Origin of the sequence: Kibdelosporangium phytohabitans, assembly GCF_001302585.1 — a bacterium.
Taxonomy (GTDB): Bacteria; Actinomycetota; Actinomycetes; order Mycobacteriales; family Pseudonocardiaceae; genus Kibdelosporangium; species Kibdelosporangium phytohabitans.
On record NZ_CP012752.1, the window covers coordinates 2,269,924 to 2,286,767 of the forward strand.

The 16,844-nt window shown below is 68.3% G+C and carries 11 protein-coding genes and 2 tRNA genes; 3 read left to right on the forward strand and 10 right to left on the reverse strand.

The features are described 5' to 3' along the window. The 7 genes from AOZ06_RS56105 to AOZ06_RS10465 form a co-directional block, all read right to left on the reverse strand. Positions 1-201 (reverse strand): hypothetical protein, encoded by a 201-nt coding sequence (locus AOZ06_RS56105; protein ID WP_157232958.1) that lies wholly within the window; start codon positions 199-201, stop codon positions 1-3. A gap of 43 nt (positions 202-244) precedes the next feature. After that, positions 245-4,129, reverse strand: a complete 3,885-nt coding sequence (locus tag AOZ06_RS10440; RefSeq protein WP_054289253.1) for an ATP-binding protein — start codon at positions 4,127-4,129, stop codon at positions 245-247. Then, positions 4,126-5,070, reverse strand: coding sequence for an AAA family ATPase (locus AOZ06_RS10445; protein WP_054289254.1), 945 nt, complete (start codon positions 5,068-5,070; stop codon positions 4,126-4,128). Before AOZ06_RS10445 ends, AOZ06_RS10440 begins: the two co-directional genes overlap by 4 nt. Then, entirely contained in the window at positions 5,063-7,045 is a 1,983-nt protein-coding gene (locus tag AOZ06_RS10450) for a vWA-MoxR associated conflict system protein (RefSeq protein ID WP_054289255.1), read from the reverse strand. Before AOZ06_RS10450 ends, AOZ06_RS10445 begins: the two co-directional genes overlap by 8 nt. Before the next feature lie 7 nt (positions 7,046-7,052). Continuing rightward, positions 7,053-8,462, reverse strand: coding sequence for an esterase/lipase family protein (locus tag AOZ06_RS10455; protein ID WP_054289256.1), 1,410 nt, complete (start codon positions 8,460-8,462; stop codon positions 7,053-7,055). 96 nt (positions 8,463-8,558) lie between these two features. Continuing rightward, a complete protein-coding gene (locus tag AOZ06_RS10460) occupies positions 8,559-10,136 on the reverse strand; it encodes an acyl-CoA synthetase (RefSeq protein ID WP_054289257.1) in 1,578 nt (525 codons plus the stop codon). A 282-nt stretch (positions 10,137-10,418) separates the two neighbouring features. Then, positions 10,419-10,491: transfer RNA gene (locus AOZ06_RS10465), tRNA-Lys, on the reverse strand. A gap of 188 nt (positions 10,492-10,679) precedes the next feature. Between AOZ06_RS10465 and AOZ06_RS10470 the strand changes: the two genes are divergently transcribed. Then, a complete protein-coding gene (locus tag AOZ06_RS10470; RefSeq protein ID WP_083471611.1) occupies positions 10,680-11,885 on the forward strand; it encodes a L,D-transpeptidase in 1,206 nt (401 codons plus the stop codon). A gap of 227 nt (positions 11,886-12,112) precedes the next feature. Here AOZ06_RS10470 and AOZ06_RS10475 read toward each other — a convergent pair whose 3' ends face one another. Beyond that, on the reverse strand, positions 12,113-12,712 hold the full coding sequence (locus AOZ06_RS10475) for a TetR/AcrR family transcriptional regulator (protein ID WP_054289258.1): 600 nt from the start codon (positions 12,710-12,712) through the stop codon (positions 12,113-12,115). Positions 12,713-12,809: 97 nt separating this feature from the next. On the opposite strand from AOZ06_RS10475, the gene AOZ06_RS10480 reads away from it, so the two are divergent. Beyond that, a complete protein-coding gene (locus AOZ06_RS10480; RefSeq protein WP_054289259.1) occupies positions 12,810-14,300 on the forward strand; it encodes a carboxylesterase/lipase family protein in 1,491 nt (496 codons plus the stop codon). 198 nt (positions 14,301-14,498) lie between these two features. Here the strand turns inward: AOZ06_RS10480 and AOZ06_RS10485 are convergent. Further along, positions 14,499-14,574, reverse strand: a tRNA-His gene (locus AOZ06_RS10485). A 69-nt stretch (positions 14,575-14,643) separates the two neighbouring features. After that, a complete protein-coding gene (gene orn / locus AOZ06_RS10490; protein ID WP_054289260.1) occupies positions 14,644-15,249 on the reverse strand; it encodes an oligoribonuclease in 606 nt (201 codons plus the stop codon). A 77-nt stretch (positions 15,250-15,326) separates the two neighbouring features. Here orn and AOZ06_RS10495 point away from each other — a divergent pair, with 77 nt between their 5' ends. After that, positions 15,327-16,844, forward strand: coding sequence for a helicase HerA-like domain-containing protein (locus AOZ06_RS10495; RefSeq protein ID WP_054289261.1), 1,518 nt, complete (start codon positions 15,327-15,329; stop codon positions 16,842-16,844).

Sequence of the window (16,844 nt, forward strand, 5' to 3'; positions counted from 1 at the left end):
TCAAGGCAGCTGGTGTCTGGTGTCGCGGCGGTCGAGCCGGACCTGCCGCCGATGCTCCAGCCAGCGCTCCCACGCGCGCAGCCGATCGCGCGGGTTCTGCGGGATCAGCCTGGCGACCGCGCGGACCAGGCTGCCGACGGCGAGGATCGCCGCGACGACGGCCAGCAGCCACACCGGCGCGCCGGGAGGTAGGTAGGACATGGCACGGGTTCCAGGACGAGATCGAGAAGATCCGCAAGGAGTCCTAGTCGAAGTGCGGCAGCCGGCCGGTCGGGCTGTCCGTGAACGCCCTGGCCGCTTCGACGAGCCGGCTCGGCGACAACCCCCGGCTCCACCGCTGCTCGGTTGCCCAGTCGAGCATCATCGAGCGGAACTTCGGCCATCGCGCGGGATCCGGGTGGGGAGGCTCGGCCTTGGCGAGGTACTCGCGCACCAGGAGAGGCGCGTCCTCCTTCCTGAAGTTCCGGAGCTCCAGCACCCGGTCGGCGGTGAACACGCCGCCCGCGAGGACCTCCCATGGTTCCGAGGGTCCGGCGACGACAAGTCGAACCCCCGGTAGCTGGTTGGTGGCGGCCGGCGTGAGTATCGACTGGGTGAGTTCCGCGGCACTGGCGGCAATCGAGAGGTCGTCCAACACGACTACCAACGGCCTCAACCGCCCGAGGTCGGCCAGGCAGGCCCGGAGTGCCTCGTAGGCGTCGGCAGGTGTGCGCATGATCCGGTTCTCGAGCTGTTCGCAGCGCTCCTTTGCCCTCGGGTCTTCGAGCCACCACCTGGCTATCTGGGCGAATTCCCGGACGAAAGCCGTCGAGCCGCCGACCGCCCGTGCGTCGAACCTGAGGTAGACGACCGGCTGCTGGTTGAGCGTGAGCCGGGCGACGCAACACATCAGCAGAGCGGTCTTGCCGATCCCGCGTTCCCCGGTCAGGAAAAGCAGGTCGCTGTCGCCGGGGCCGCGTTCAAGGCGGTTGTGCAGCCGGTTCAGCTCTGCTGCCCGCCCGACGAAGGTGAACACGCCACCGAACGCCGGATCCTTGTCCAGCAACGCGCGCAAGTCGGCGCGCCACGCCTGCCGGAACACGAGTGCGGGATTCATCGCGCACTCCAGCACCGGCACTGCCCACCCTGTCGTGCCCGCGGAGGAGTCCGCCCGCATCGCCCGCCGCGCGAACGCCATCGCACGGTCGATCGGTTCCCCTTGCGTCAACGCCCGGTAGAACTCCTCCACGAAACACGCGCTTTCCGCGGGTGTGAGAAGGTCCTGGTTGTAGATGACGGCCGCCGAGTTCTCGCCGAGGAGTCTCTCGCGCAGTACCGCGGCTGACTGCGTGTCGACCACTGTCAGGTGTGGCCGCCACCTGACAGTGGACGGTTGCTGGGTTCCGATGTAGTGCACGATATGGGGATCATGCTCGGTCACGTCGGGCAGTTGGCGAGACAGCACATCCACCTGCCAGCCGCAAGGCGCGCCACGCAGGCCCCGATAGATCGCTTCCAGCTTGTCGTAGACCGTTTCAAGTGGCGTGTCGTCACCCACGACGACGAGGAGACGCACGGGAGCCGGGAGGGGCGGAGGCCGCCACGAGCCGGTCGCGGAGTCACCGAAACGGACGCCGGGCTGTTCGTTCGCCGAGAACCGCCAGGTGTCGTCGGTGTCCCGCATCACCTCCCACGGCCGTGTCCGCAGTTCCTCGGGGTGGATCTCCAAATCCACCCTGGTGTAACGCATTTCCTCGGTGTGCCGCCATGCTTGGGCCAGTTCACCGAAGAACGACGCGAACAGAACATCGCCGAGCGGTACGGCCGCGGCCTCGCTCTGCAGGTTGAGCGGCTCGTACAAGTTGACATCGGGAAAGTGACTCAAGGGCACCCGTCGCCGCCACCGGATCGGCGCGCCTGTCCTGCCGGTGAACCACGACTCGATGACGTAGCCCAGCTCGTCGGGGTCGCGCTCGACCTTGAAGTACCAGCCGGTTCTCCTCGGCATGGCGGGATTCGCCTGTGCGGCAGCGAACTGGGGCACGAAATGGCGGTTGCGGAAGAACGGCGTGGGCCGATCCACGTCCATGGACGAACAAACGACGCGTCGCCTCGATCGCACGCCGTCGAAGTACGCGTTGATCCTGGTCGTCATCTCCGCAAGGCCAAGGAACTCGTTGGTGTCGCCAACGCCCGGATCCGCGAGGACGTGCTGCATGGCATCGACGAAGCGGCGACCTGGCTCGGCGGGATCGCCCACGGTCACCATGGACCAGCGGTTCGGGTTGGTGCCCTGGTAGGCAGCCGCACGCATGGCCGCGTCCCAGTCGAGCTCCGTGGATTCCGTGGTGACGTCGGCGATGACGAGGACGTGTGCACGTGTGTTCCGGCCGAATGACTGTGCGGTGGTCGCGACGTACTCCGGCAGCGCGTCGACGCCCGCCACGTAGAGGATGACGATGTCACGGGCGCCCATGACAGCGGCTATTTCGGCGATTCTGCTCGGATGCGCTGCCAATACCTCATAACCCATGGGGGCCAGCAGATTCGCCAGCCGGCGGGTATCCTTGGCGGCCTCCTCCCCGAAGGGGAACGTGTACAGCACACGGCGGCCCCTGCTCTGCGGCGGTCGGACGGCAGGGACACCCAAGGCACGCAACGCACTGAGACTCGCGCTACCCAGTACACCCAGGCGATCGGGGAGGTGTTCCACACCGCTCGGGTCCTCGATCAGTACGCGCAGGGCGTTCGCACCGAGTTCCCGTTCGAAACTGTCCCGGAGGCATCGAGCCACGCGATACGCGTCATACGAAAGCAATTCCGCGTGCAGCAGTCGTTGTGCGTCGGGGCTGAACCGGAACGCGCCGGGGCGGTGTTCGGTCAGCAGGCCGCTGGCGAGCACCTGCGCGAGGTCGGCGATGGTGCTGTCCGCCGCGAGGTTGTCCTGGACCAGGCGCATTGTTTCCAGTACGTGGACATCGCTGGCGGACAACAGAACCGCGAGACGCCACGCGGACGGACTGCCCAACCGCCGGAACCCCGCCACCGCGTCTGCGCCCGTGGCGGGACGCTCCCGGACGGACGCGTTGTCGTCGGTGAGCAACACGCCGAGGGCCCCGTCCGGATGCGCGTCCACCATCGTGTGGCACCAGGCTTGAACGTCCGTGGCCGCCAACGTGAGGACAGGGACCGGCGTGCCCGTTGTGCTGGAACGCATCCGGCGTGGTGCACGGGCGCTGAGCGCCAAATTCGTCGCTGCACCGGGGTCTGCTTTGACGCGAACCGTGTGCGCGGGCAACGCTGTACGGCTCCACCACCGCGGCGGCAACGGATTGACGAACGCGAGCAACGCGTGGTTTCCCCACGACAACACCGCGCGGCACCACTGTGCTGAACGCCAGTGTGCTTCTCGTGCTTCGGTTGCCACCAGCACGATGTCCTTGCTGCTTGCTTGGGTCCACGGCGGGGTGAGGACACGGCGGCCGGTCGCTGCGCGCACGGGCGTCGGCAGGCCGTCGGTGGTGGACAGTTCCCAGTACTCGACGGAGCTGAACACGTTCGTCCGGCGCATCGCGTCGACGAAGCCGCGCAGCGGTTTGTCCCAGATCGTCATGCTGGAACCGCTGTCCACCAGGACATGCGCCCGGAACAACGGCTCAGGCGTGCGGCGCATCACCGGCTGCAGCTGCCCCATGGCCTCCACGGTCGCCCGGATCGTGGCGTCCACGTCGAGAACTTCCCTGCGCCCGGGTTTCGTCGCGTGCCGGAACGGCCGCCAGGCCCGGGAGAACGCCAAGGTGTCCGGCAACGCCGCCGGTGCGGGCAACGGCACCGAGGAGGCCGCGTTCGTCCGCACGTCGGTGTCCACGCCTGCCACGGCCGGGTAGACGTCCACTGTGGGGTCCGGGGCTTCGTCGACGACTGGCCGCCGCGGCTCGTCGCGTGGTTTCGGCGGCCGGGTCTCCTGCGGGACGGCCGGGCTCGGCGCGGCTTGCTTCGCCGGCGGGGCAACCGGTTCGGCCTTCTTGCCGGATTCCTCGTCGTGCACGAGGACGGCCATCCACAGCGCGTCCCTGAGGATGTCGACGTCGACGTCCTCGCCCAGGTCGCAGGCGACCAGGGCGCGCACCAGTCTGCCGACGGCTGTCACGTCTCCCGCAGCTCCCGTTGCAGCAGGTCGATGATCTCCTTGCGCACCTGGCTGTCGGCGTCCATGTCATCCCTGGTCATCATCAGGACCGTGTTCAGCAACTGGTCGATGGCCAGCGCCGCCGGCCGGTCGGACGGCCCGATCTTGGTCGCGAAGGCCTCGATCAGCGCCTCGGCCTTGGCTGCCCGCTCCGGGCCGAGGTGCGCGGTGACGATCGCGGTGAGGCGTTTCGCAGTGGGGATCTCCACCCGTTCCCTGACGCAGCGGCGCAGGAACGCCGGTGGGAACTCCCGTTCGCCGTTGCTGGTCATCACGATGATCGGGAACGTCCGGCCGACGATCCGGCCCTTGGCGACGGTGAACGTGTCATCGCTGTCGGCTGCGCGGATGTCGATCGTCTGGTCCTCCCGCCTGGCCAGTTCCGGGATCTCGGCGTCGCCGCGTTCCAGCACGTTGAGCAGGTCGCCCGGCAGGTCGATGTCGCTCTTGTCCAGCTCGTCGATCAGCAGGACCCGTCGCCGCCCCGACATCAGCGCGGTGCCGAGCGGTCCGAGGCGCAGGAACTTCTCGATCGCGTCCTGGCTGGTGAGCTGCTGGTGTTGCAGCCGCCCCAGCGCGTCGTAGCGGTAAAGCCCCTCGGTCAGCGTGCTGCGTGACGTGATGTTCCAGCGCAGCACCGGTCCCAGCACCAGTTCGTGCGCGATCGCCTCGGCCACGCTGGACTTGCCGATGCCGGCCGGGCCGGTCAGCAGCAACGGCCTGCGCAGGCAGATCGCGAGGTTGATCGCGTTCACCAGCCGCGGGTACGGCAGGTAGACGTGCTCGTGGTCCTCGGTTTCGTTGCCTGGCAGGACTCGCCACGGCGGCGGGTCGGGGATCCGCCGGTCCGGCCGTTGCGTGCCGTCGCCGGTGAACACCCGCCAGCTGGGCTGGTCAGCCATAGTCATCGATCACCTTCGCCAGGGTCAGCCACTCGTCGTCCTCCCAAACGTGGCGCAGCAGGCTCAGCTGCTCCGAGCCGGGCGGCCGCCACCGCGCTCGCGCCACAGCGCTCGGGATGTGCGGCCAGTGATCCTTGACCAACGCCCCGACCTCGGTCTCCGCGTCGAACTCGGCCGCGGGCCACACCACGATCGGCGACGCGTAGACGGCGTCGAGCAGGTGGTCCGGCGGCCTGCTGTCGGCCGGTCCGGGCACCGCGCCGAACACGGCGGCTTTCGGGCAGTTCGTCAAGGCTGTGAAGAGGTCCTCGTCCGTGCTCGCGTCGATCTCCCACACCGACTCGCTGTCCTTGGTCAGCGTCCGGTACACCTCGATCAGCTTGGACCAGTCCTCGGCGCAGTGGAACCGGCCGCCGACCCGCACCGACACCATGTACTTCTCCGCGAGCCGCAGCGAACGCCGTGGGCCGGGCAGTGCCACCGCCGCCGGATCGAGCAGGACCAGCCGGTCCGGCACGACCACGTCGACGCGGTCGAACTTCTCGTTGCGCTTGTCCTTGACCAGTGCCGCGATCGCGTCGAGCACGGTCGCGACGCTCGCCGGCGTGATGCGCACGTCGATGCGGTCCCCGACAGCGGTGTTGTCCTCGAAGATCTGCGCGGACGCCGAATCGGGCAGTTCGTCCTCGACGCTCCGGTCGCCGACGAGGTCGATGACGAGCCGCCGGATCGGCGAGTACTCGCTGACCTCGGTCAGGATCCGGTTCACCTCGTGGCTTTCCACGCCGTGCGACGCGGCCCAGTCGTACATCCTGGAGTCGTGCGGGTCGGTGCCGCACTCGTACGCTAGCCGGGCGATGAACCGGATCAACGCCTCGACCGGGCTCGTCGCGCTCTGGAAGGCGCGTTTGCGCGCGATGTCGTGGAACAGGTCGAACTGCCGGTTGATCGGGGAATCGTCGAACTTCGTGACCGCGCGCCTGGCCGAGCGCAACGCGGGTTCGGTGAACGACGTCCTGGCGATCAGGGTCAGGGCGAGCTTCTGCGCGGACAGCGCGAGCCGCAGACTTCCGATGACCTCGCCGAGGAACGCCCGCTCGTACTCGTCCAGTCCCCGCGTCCCGGCGACCACGATGCCGTGCGCTTCCAGCGCTTTGCCGGTCCACGCCGGCGGCAGCGCAATGCCGTGCCTGCCGAGCACTTCCACGGCCTGCTGGCGGGCTCGGCTGCGCTCGTCCACGCTGTCGGTCGTCAGCTCGCGGGTCCGCGTGTGCCAGGCTGACGGGAAGAACCGGCCGACGTCGCTGTGCCGGAGGTTCACCGAGAAGGCCTGCTGGTCGAGGCCGGCGTCGTCGAACCAGGCCTTGACGCCCTCGACCAGTTGCGCCGGCGTGACCCGTTCCTCGTCGGCGTCCCAGCGATGCTCGTGGCCGACGCGCGAACCCGGACCGTTCGTGAGCACTTCGAGCATCGCTTCGACGAACGCCCCTTCCAGCGCCCGCTCGGAGCGCGCCGAGGCGATGACAGTGGTGGTCTGGCCCTCCCGTGCGGGCACGCCCCACTGTTTCCACATCTCGCTGGCCTCTTGCACGATGTCCGCCACGGCATCGCCGGACCAGCAGCAGTCGAGCACGCAGAGCACGGTTCTCGCCGGGCAGGTCAGCAAAGCGTCCGTCAGGTCCCTGGCCCGGATCCGCCCTTCGGCCAGCAGCAGCCGGTGGCTGCCCTGCCCGGCCTGCCCGTGCCCTGACCAGTACAGAACGACGGTGTCCTGCGGTGACGCCCGCGGCAGGTCGTGGTCGAGCAGGTTCGTCACGGTGCTGTGGTCCCACCGGGCACAGCCGTCCATGATCCGCGCGTCGCCGAAGCTGTCGCGCACGTAGCCGGTCAGCTTGCCGATCGCGGTGTCCACCTGGGTCAGCGACGGCAGGCCCGGCGCGTCGGGGATCCCGACGGGATAGAACAAAGTCGCCATCGACGCGTCACACCTTGTCGGTGACGACGAGCCAGTCGTCGAGTTCCTCGACCTCCGGTGCTCTCGGGCTCGCCTTGCCGATCCGGACCCGGTACAGGCCGGGAGGCAACGTGGGCAGCGTGGCGCGATATCCCGCACCCGCGCGCAGAGCGGGCCGGGTGACCGGCGTTGTCATGTCCGAGACCTCCGGTGACACTGTCACGGCGAGATTCAGCTGCGGTACGCGGCCTTGCGCGTCAGGCACGGCGTGTGCTTCGACGTCGAAGCTCGCACCGGTCTCGACGACGGACGGGACCCGGGCCGACACGACCGACGACGGCGCCATCAGCCTGCCCGCGTGCCGCAGCGCCACACGCAGCTCCTCCCGCAGCATCTTGCCGTTCGACATCGACGCGTGCTTGCCCGCCGCGCTCTTCGCCGCGCTCGTGGACATCCAATGTGGAGGAATACCGGAGTCGTCCGGCACCACGCCGTCCCCGCCGCGCCGGATGCCGTCGATCGTCTCGCTGAGGGCCAGTCCCGTGTGGTTCACGGTCGCCATCACCGGGGTCGGCTGCTCGGCGCCCCGGAAACAGATCAGTTCGACGTCCGTGCGGGTGGCCGCCAAGTCGCTGTGGAACTGCAGGCCGGACTCGATCCGTTTGGTCAGCGCGCCCGGGTCGATCGGGCACAACGCTGTCACGCGGTCGACAACCCCGGGTACGTCCAGTTTGACCGGCGCGGCACCGTCCAGCCCGACGCACGAGTACGTCGGCAGCAGTTCGTAGAGCGACGGCAGCGACAAGGCCAGGTGGGTCAGGTCGAAGCCGAACTCGCGGGGCAGCCTGACCCCGTTGGCGATCGCGTCCAGCGCGATCATCGACCCCTTGTGCGGCGTCCCGATGGTGACGATCTTGCTGACCAGCGACGCGGCGTCGCATTTCGCCACGCACCAGCGCGCGACCAGCCCGCCCATCGAGTGGCACACGAGAACGGCCCGCGCGGATGTGTTTCCCGAACCGGCCCGGTATCTGGTCACTTTCTCGTCGAGAAACGCGGCGAGCCTGGCGCCGTTGACCCGGCACGACAGTCGCCAGTCGTACGCGAACTCGCATAACTGCTGGTCGGTGAGTTGCAGATCCCGGCGGAGCGAATCACGCAGCCCGTCGTAGAAATCCATTCCGATGAGCCCGGGAATGGCGGTCAGCCCGGTTATCAGGCCGTCCGCGCGCACCCCGTCGTCCACTGTGGATGGATCGACGTCCGCGGGGATCCGCAGCGCGGACTTCACGAACCGCCCGAAGGTGACCAGGTTGACGAGCAGGCGGCGCGGCGTGGTCCCCCACACCTCCCTGCCGTCCTTGAGGAGTCTGCTGCCGAGGATGCCGGGGACGACAACGACGAGATCGGTGACGGGTTCACCGCGAAAAGTGCCCATTGAACTCCCAACCCTCGTCCGCAAGTACTGTGTCTGAGACGGGCCATTGAGGGTTACCGGAGTTATGCTGTCGTGATCCGAACTTGTCCGGCAGGGTCATCCGGCCAAGTCGCGATAGCTGTCCCTGAGCGCCCGTTTCACGATCTTCCCGCTGGGGTTCTTCGGGATCTGCTCGGTGATGACCACGTACTTCGGGCATTTGTACCCGGCGAGGACCGTGCGCGCGAAGGCGATGACGTCGCCGGGCGTGAGACCGCAGCCGGGCCTGGGCACGACGATGGCCGTGACCGCCTCGACCCACCGCGGGTGCGGCACGCCGAACACGGCGACCTCGGCGATGCCGTCGTGGCCGTAGAGGGCTTCCTCCACCTCGCGGCTGGCGACGTTCTCCCCGCCGGTTTTGATCACGTCCTTCTTGCGGTCCACAATGGTCAGATAACCGCCGTCGTCGAACACGCCGAGGTCGCCGCTGTGGAACCAGCCGCCGCGGAACGCCTCGGCAGTCTTGTCCTCGTCGTGGTGGTAGCCGAGGGTGGCGTGCGGGCTGCGGTGCACGATCTCACCGACCACCCCGGCGGGCACGGGGTTGTCCTCGTCGTCGACGACCATCGTCTCGACGTGCAGCGCCGGACGCCCGGCGCTGCCGATGTGGCCGAGCTGCTCGTCCGGGCGCAGCACGGTCGCCACCGGAGCGAGCTCGGTCTGCCCGTACAGGTTCCACAGCCGAACGCCCGGAAGTCGTTGCCGCATCTCACGGAGCACTTCGACGGGCATGGGTGAGGCGCCGTAGTAGGCCTTGCGCAGGCTGGACAGGTCGGTGCGGTCGAAGTCGGGGTGCCGCAGCAGCGAGATCCACACCGTCGGCGGGCAGAACAGCTTGGTGGCCTTCTCCCGCGCGATCGTGGCCAGCAGCGCCGCCGGGTCGGGGCCGGGCAGGATGACGCTGGTGGCGCCGAGGTAGACGTCGACGTTGAAGCAGACGTCGAGCTGGGCGCAGTGGTACATCGGCAGGGCGTGCACCTCGATGTCGTCGTCGCTCATCCCGCCGTCGATGGCGCAGCTGGCGTACTGCGTGATCAACGACCGGCTGGACAGCAGCACGCCCTTGGGCCGCGACTCGGTGCCGGACGTGTACATCAGCCGCAGCGGGTCGTCGTCGGCCACAGCGACATCGGGTGGCGTGCCCGGCCCTTCCTGCCACCAGGGATCGATGTCCTCCCACTCGCCGTCCGGCGCGGCGCCGGACAACGAGATCCAGCCCCGCACGCCCTGGATCCCCGCCACGGCAAGGGCTTTGTCGGCGGTCGCGGCGAGTGCGTCCTCAGTGACCATCCCACTGGAACCCGAGTGCCGGAGGATGTGGGCGATCTCGTTAGGGGTGAGCATGAAGTTGATCGGCACCAGCAGCACGCCCAGCCTGGCCGTGGCATACGTGAGGACGGCGTACTGCCAGCAGTTGTGGCTGAGCAACGCGAGCCGGTCACCCTTCGCCAGCCCACGCGCGGCCAACGCGTGCGCGGCCCGGTTCACGGCCGTGTCGAACTCCGCGTAGGTGACCCGGAGGTCGCCTGCCACGACAGCGAGCTTGTCCGGGTAGCGCCGGGCGGTCCGGCGCAGCACGTCACCGACCGAGTTCTGCCGTGCCCGTGTGACCGCGTCGGCTGGCTGGTTCATGGACTGGCCTCCTGTTCGCGAGGTCGACACAGACACAACGACCGATCGGCCCGGGGAGTGATGCCGTGCCCGGTACCAGCTGAGCACGTTCCCAGAAGCACTGCCCGGTGATTCTGCTGAGCGGAATTCAGCCGCGCCCGGGCTCGGTGGGTCCCAGCCGGTCCGGTCGAGCCTGCGGCCTGGCCACCCGAGACGGCACTCCTGCGCACCTCGGCGGACCATCAGTGACCCGGAACACCAGAAAGCGCAGGCCGACGATAGAGTCGACCTGCGCTCTGGGGGTGCGCCGCCAGGGACTCGAACCCCGAACCCGCTGGTTAAGAGCCAGCTGCTCTGCCAGTTGAGCTAGCGGCGCTCGCAAGGTCTCCCTTGCGAACGAGAAAACCTTAGCATGGGGCCGCCCGATGCTCGAAATCGGACCCCCGGTTGATCGACTCCTGCAGCTAGAGGGCACAATTGCTACGTTCGGGCTCTTGCTGGGGCGGGGAAGAGGGTCTCGAGCACCGGAATGCCTGGCGGGCTGACTTATTGGGTGGGGTCTTGATGCGACGATCGATTGTGGCGCTGGCCACAGCGATGGCCGTGCTGTCGGTCGCGAGTTGCTCCTCGGGGGAACCGTCCGCGCAGCAGCAGCCGAATGGCGCGCCGACGTCCGGCGGCCAGACGCAGGGCGGTTCGCCCGCGCCGCAGCCGAAACCGGTCGCGCTGGCGATCACCCCGGCTGACAAGGCGGCGAACGTCGCGCCCGGTGACCCGATCACGGTCACCGCCGCCGACGGCAAACTCGACACGGTCACAGTGACCAATCAGGACGGCAAAGCGGTCACCGGCGCGCTCACGCCGGACGGCCTGAAGTGGGAGTCGGCTGAGCCGCTCGGCTACAGCAAGACGTACACCGTCAACGCGGCTGGCACGGGAACCGACGGCAAGGCGTCGAACATCTCGTCCTCCTTCACCACGGTGAAGCCGGGCAGGCAGATCACGGTCTCGCTGAACCCGACCGACGGCCAGACCGTCGGCGTCGGCCAGCCGATCGCGTTCTACTTCTCCGGGAACGTGCCGGACAAGGCGGCGGCGGAGAAGGCGCTGAAGATCACGGCGGAGCCCGCGACCGAGGGTGCCTTCTACTGGTTCCGCGACAACGAGGTGCACTGGCGGCCGAAGGAGTACTGGAAGCCGGGCACCAAGGTGTCGATCAACGCTGCGGTCTACGGCAAGGCGCTCGGCCCGGGCCTGTTCGGCAAGGAAGACCGCAAGTCCGCGGTGACGATCGGCAACAAGGTCATCGCGGTCGCCGACGGCGCGACGAAGCAGATGACGGTCTCGGTGAACGACGAGGTGGTCAAGACCATCCCGATCTCGATGGGCAAGCCGCGCCACGAGACCCCCAACGGCACGTACACCGTGATGACCGAGCAGCAGAACTACACCATGGACTCGGGCACCTACGGTGTCCCGGCCGACTCACCCGGTGGTTACCGGACGAAGGTCGCCGTGGCCAGCCGCCTGTCCAACAGCGGCATCTTCTACCACTCGGCGCCGTGGTCGGTCCGCCAGCAGGGCAACAGCAACGTCAGCCACGGCTGCCTGAACATGTCCACCGAGAACGCCCGGTGGATGCAGGAAATCGGCAACAAGGGCGACATCTTCGTCGTGCAGAACTCCGGCGGCAAGGACCTGCAGGCCTGGGACGGCCTCAGCGACTGGCAGCTTCCTTGGGAGGAGTACCAAAAGGGCGGCAAGAAGTAGCTCTTCCCTTTGACCCCGGGCCTTGGCCCGGGGTTTTTTTGTTTTTCCCGTCTTGCTGGTGGGCTGATTGCCCAGTTGTGGCTTGCTGGTGGGCGATCGCCTGCTTGCGCCTCGACGGCGGGCAGACCACCGAGAGGGAGGGGACGCGGCAAGTCGTTGTTTCCGCGCTTGCACTTGGGGGCTCCGCCTTTCGGAAATAGTGATCGGGCGCTCCTTGTCCGGGCTGGTCACGTACTCCTGAACAGTCGGTCCAGATGCATGTCGACCGCGGCGAGTGCGTCCTCTGGGGTGATCACGTTGAGCTCGATCAAGGAGGTGAAGCCGGTGAGGGCCAGGAGCAGGTTGGTCTCGGTCGCCGGGTCGCGGGCGGGGTCGATGTGGCCGTCGGCTATCGCCTGGCGGACCAGCTGCTCGACGAGGGTTCGGCCTTGGACGAGGCCGCGGCGTGCTTGTTCGTGCACGGTCTCGTCGTGCAGTGCTTCCAGGACGTAGGCGGCGCTCATCCGACTCGTCGCGCGGGCGTCGGCGTGTAGGGGGAGCATTTCCGCGAGTGTCAGTCGCAGTACGTCACGGGGGTGTGGACGGTCACCGAGTTTCTCGAGCCCTTCGTGTACGCGCGCTGAGGTCTGTTCGGACGCGAAATCCATGGCGAAGGTGAGCATGGCGGTCCGGGAGGCGAAGTAGTGCTGCAGTTGCCCGAGTGACATGCCCGCCTCCTGTGCCACCACGCGCATCGTCAGCTGTGTGACGCCGCGCTGCTCCACCACCCTCCACAGTGCGCGGGCGATCGCTTCGCGGCGTCCGCGGTGGTCCACCTGTTTCGGCATCGCCGACCCTTCCCTCGTGCCCTCGGACTGTTCCAATACAGTTGACATAATACACCTGACCCATAATCCTGGGGTCCGCTCGAGGGAAGGAATCTTCATGTCCGAACAGCCACAGGTGCAGACCACGGAAGGCGTGGTGCAGGGGCGCTGGCGGCAGGGGCACGCCGTGTTCCGCGGCATCCCCTACGCTCAGCCGCCGGTCGGGGCGCTCCGCTTCGCCGCGCCCGCGCCGCCGCACCGCTGGGAGGGGACGAGGCAGGCGGTCGAGTTCGGCCCCGTGGTGCCGCTGTCCCTGCCGATCGACGTGCCTCCGCAGGGCACAGACTGGCTGACGCTCAACGTCGGCACTCCGGATCCCGGCGCGGCGGGATTGCCGGTGCTGGTGTGGATTCCCGTGGGCGGCTATCTCTCGGCGGCGTCGAGCGACCCGATGTACGACCCGGCGGCGCTGACCGGGGCGGGAGTCGTCGTGGTGACCATCAACTGCCGCGTGGGCGCGGAGGGATTCGCGTTCCTCGACGACGTGCCGCCCAACCGCGGATTCCTCGACCAGATCGCGGCGCTGGAGTGGGTGCAGCGCAACATCGCCGCCTTCGGGGGTGACCCCGGCCGGGTCACCGTGGGCGGGGTGTCCGCCGGGGCGGGCTCGGTCGCCGCCCTGCTGACGATGAAGTCCGCGCGTGGCCTGTTCCGGCGGGCCATCGCCCAGTCGGTGCCGGGGATGCACAGCACCCCCGCGCTGGCACGGCAGGTCACCGCCGCGTTCGCGGACCGGCTCGGCGCGGCGGCCCCTACCGCCGAGGCCCTGTGCGACATCGACCCGTGGCACCTGGCCGCCGAGCTCACCTCCTTCAACGCCGGCCTCCACGCGCACCGGGAGAGCTGGGGACGCCTCACGGAGACCGGCACCGCGCTGTGCCCCGTCGTCGACGGCGAGGTTCTCCCGGAAACGCCTTGGCCCGCGCTGACCGGTGGGCGCGCGAGCGGGACCGAACTGCTCGTCGGCCACGCCCGGGACGAATTCCGGTACTTCAGCGTCGTGAGCGGGCGGTACGGCACCTTCACCGACGAGGACGCCCGCGCGGCCCTGGAACTGCTCGCCCCGCAGCCGGACGGCGCGCGGGCCTACCGTGCCGCGTTCCCGCAGGCAGGCCCGGAGGAACTGGTGGAGACGCTGTACTCCGACGCTCTCTTCCGCATGCCGTCACAGAAGCTGGCCGAGGCGAACGCCGCGGCCGGCGGCACCTCGTACCTGTTCGAACTGTGCTGGGTTTCCCCGGCCCTCGGCGGCATCCTGGGCGCCTGCCACAGCCTCGACGTGCCCCTGGCGTTCGGCACGCTGGACAGCCCGGTCGGCACCCAGCTCATCGGCGAGGAGCCCACTTCCGAGGCCGTCGCGCTCTCCCGCGAACTCCAGGAGGCGTGGGTCCGTTTCATCACCACCGGCGACGCGGGCTGGTCCGCTCACCGGCCCGGCGGGCACCTCACCCGCGTCCTGGACACCGAGTCGAAGACTCTGCCCTACCCCGAACAGGCATCCCGCCGGATCTGGGAAAGCCACTTCCCCGCACCCTACGATCTCCCATAGGTGTCCGGGTCGGCTCCTACGGCTGCGACACCACACTCGTATCGAACGTGTGTTCGACTATTGCCGTGCTTCGATCATGGTCTTGTGCGGGGATCTCGTGGGGTCGAAGTGGCGACCTCACGGCGCGCACCGGCAACCGTGGCGCACGGGCAGAATGAGCAGAGGCCCTTTATCCCAAGGGACAAAGGGCCTCTGGCCTGGGGTGAGTGACGGGACTTGAACCCGCGACTTCCTGGACCACAACCAGGTGCTCTACCAACTGAGCTACACCCACCATGTCACCGTGCTTGGTGCCTGGTGTGACGGTAGCTTAGCGGGGGCTTCTTGGCAGCTGAAATTCGGGTCAGGTGTCCGCGTCGAGCACGCGTTCCGCTGCTGCGCGGGCTTCCTCGCTCGTCGGGCCGGGCTGCGGCACGAAGGCCGTGCTCCGGTAGTACCTGAGCTCTTTGATCGACTCCCTGATGTCCGCGAGCGCCCGGTGGGCGAGGCCTTTGCCTGGCTGGGCGTAGTAGATCCTCGGGTACCAGCGCCTGCACAGCTCCTTGATCGAGGAGACGTCCACCATCCGGTAGTGCAGGTGACCGTCCAGTGCTTTCATGTCCCTGGCTATGAAGCCTCTGTCCGTCGCGATCGAGTTGCCCGCCAGCGGGGCGCTGCGGGCTTCGGGGACGTGGGCTCTCACGTAGTCGAGGACCAGCTGTTCCGCCTGCGCCAGTGTCACCGTCGAGCGGCGGACCTCTTCGGTGAGGCCCGATCTCGCGTGCATCTCGCGGACCACGTCGGGCATGCCCGCCAGTGCTTCGTCCGCCGCGTGGATCACCACGTCCACTCCTTCGCCGAGGATGTTGAGCTCGGCGTCGGTCACCAGCGCGGCGATCTCGATCAGTGCGTCGTTCGCCAGATCGAGCCCGGTCATCTCGCAGTCGATCCACACCAGATGGTCACTCACCTGCTCAACCCTATCTCCCGGGACCGGTGCCGGGCCTTCGAGCTGCGACGCGCGTGTCCCGGATCTAAGTTCTCCCCGTGGACAAGACGCAGGAGATCGCCGCCGGCTACGTGACCGAGGGCCAGGCCGTCGAGTTGGGCACTGTCGTCGTGGACGGCCAGGTGGATGCCGCCGCTGTCATCAAGCTGCCGTTGGCCACGCTGAACCGGCACGGTCTCGTCGCCGGCGCGACCGGCACCGGCAAGACGAAGACGCTCCAGCTCATCGCCGAGCAGTGCGCGGGCGCGGGTGTCCCCGTCCTCCTCGCGGACATCAAGGGTGACCTGTCCGGGCTCGCCCGTGCGGGGGAGGCCGGCGACAAGGTCACCAAGCGCGCCGAGGAGACCGGGGACGACTGGACGCCGACGGCCTTCGAGGTGCAGTCCCTGTCCCTGGGCACGGGTGGTCCCGGCGTGCCGATCAGGGCGACGGTCACGGGTTTCGGGCCCATCCTGCTGTCGAAGGTGCTCGGTCTCAACGACACGCAGGAGTCGACGCTCGGCCTGATCTTCCACTGGGCCGACCAGCGCGGCCTCGCCCTGCTGGACACGAAGGACCTGCGTTCGGTCATCTCGCACCTCACCAGCGACGAGGGCAAGGCAGACCTGAAGCAGCTCGGTGGCGTCTCGGCGAGCACGGCCGGTGTGATCCTGCGCTCGCTGTCCAATCTGGAGTCCCAGGGCGGCGACGACTTCTTCGGCGAGCCCGAGCTGCAGGTGGCCGATCTGTTGCGCGAGGGCCGAATCTCGTTGTTGGAGGTCGGCGAGCTGCAGAACAAGCCCGCGCTGTTCTCCACGTTCCTCATGTGGCTGCTCGCTGAGCTCTTCCAGGAGCTTCCCGAGGCCGGTGACCTGGACAAACCCAAGCTGGTGTTCGTGCTCGACGAGGCGCACCTGCTGTTCAGCGGGGCGTCGAAGGCGTTCCTCGAGCAGATCGAGCAGACCGTGAAGCTCATCCGGTCGAAGGGCGTCGGTGTGTTCTTCTGCACCCAGCTGCCCACCGACATCCCGAACGCCGTGCTGTCGCAGCTCGGTGCACGGATCCAGCACGCGCTGCGCGCCTTCACGCCGGATGACCAGAAGGCACTGGCGCAGACGGTCAAGACATACCCGACGACCAAGCACTACGAGCTGGACAAGGCGCTCACGTCACTCGGCACGGGAGAGGCGATCGTCACAGTTCTGAGCGAGCGCGGTGCGCCGACGCCGGTCGCGTGGACGAGGTTGCGGGCGCCGCGGTCGTTGATGGGCACCATCGGTGTCGACGCGATCCGTGAGGCTGCCGCGTCGAGTGACCTGCACGCCAAGTACGTCGAGACCATCGACCGCGAGTCCGCGTACGAGATCCTCACCGCCAAAGTCGCTGCTCCGCCGCCTGAGGGTGAGCAGGCCCCGCCGCCACCGGAGCAGGCACCGAAGGAGCAGAAGCAGGAGCCGGGCGCGCTGGAGAAGGTCCTGTCGAGCGCTCCGGTGAAGTCGTTCCTGCGGTCGGCCGCGACCGTGATCGGCCGGGAGATCACTCGTGGCCTGTTCGGCACGGCGAAACGGCGCCGTTAG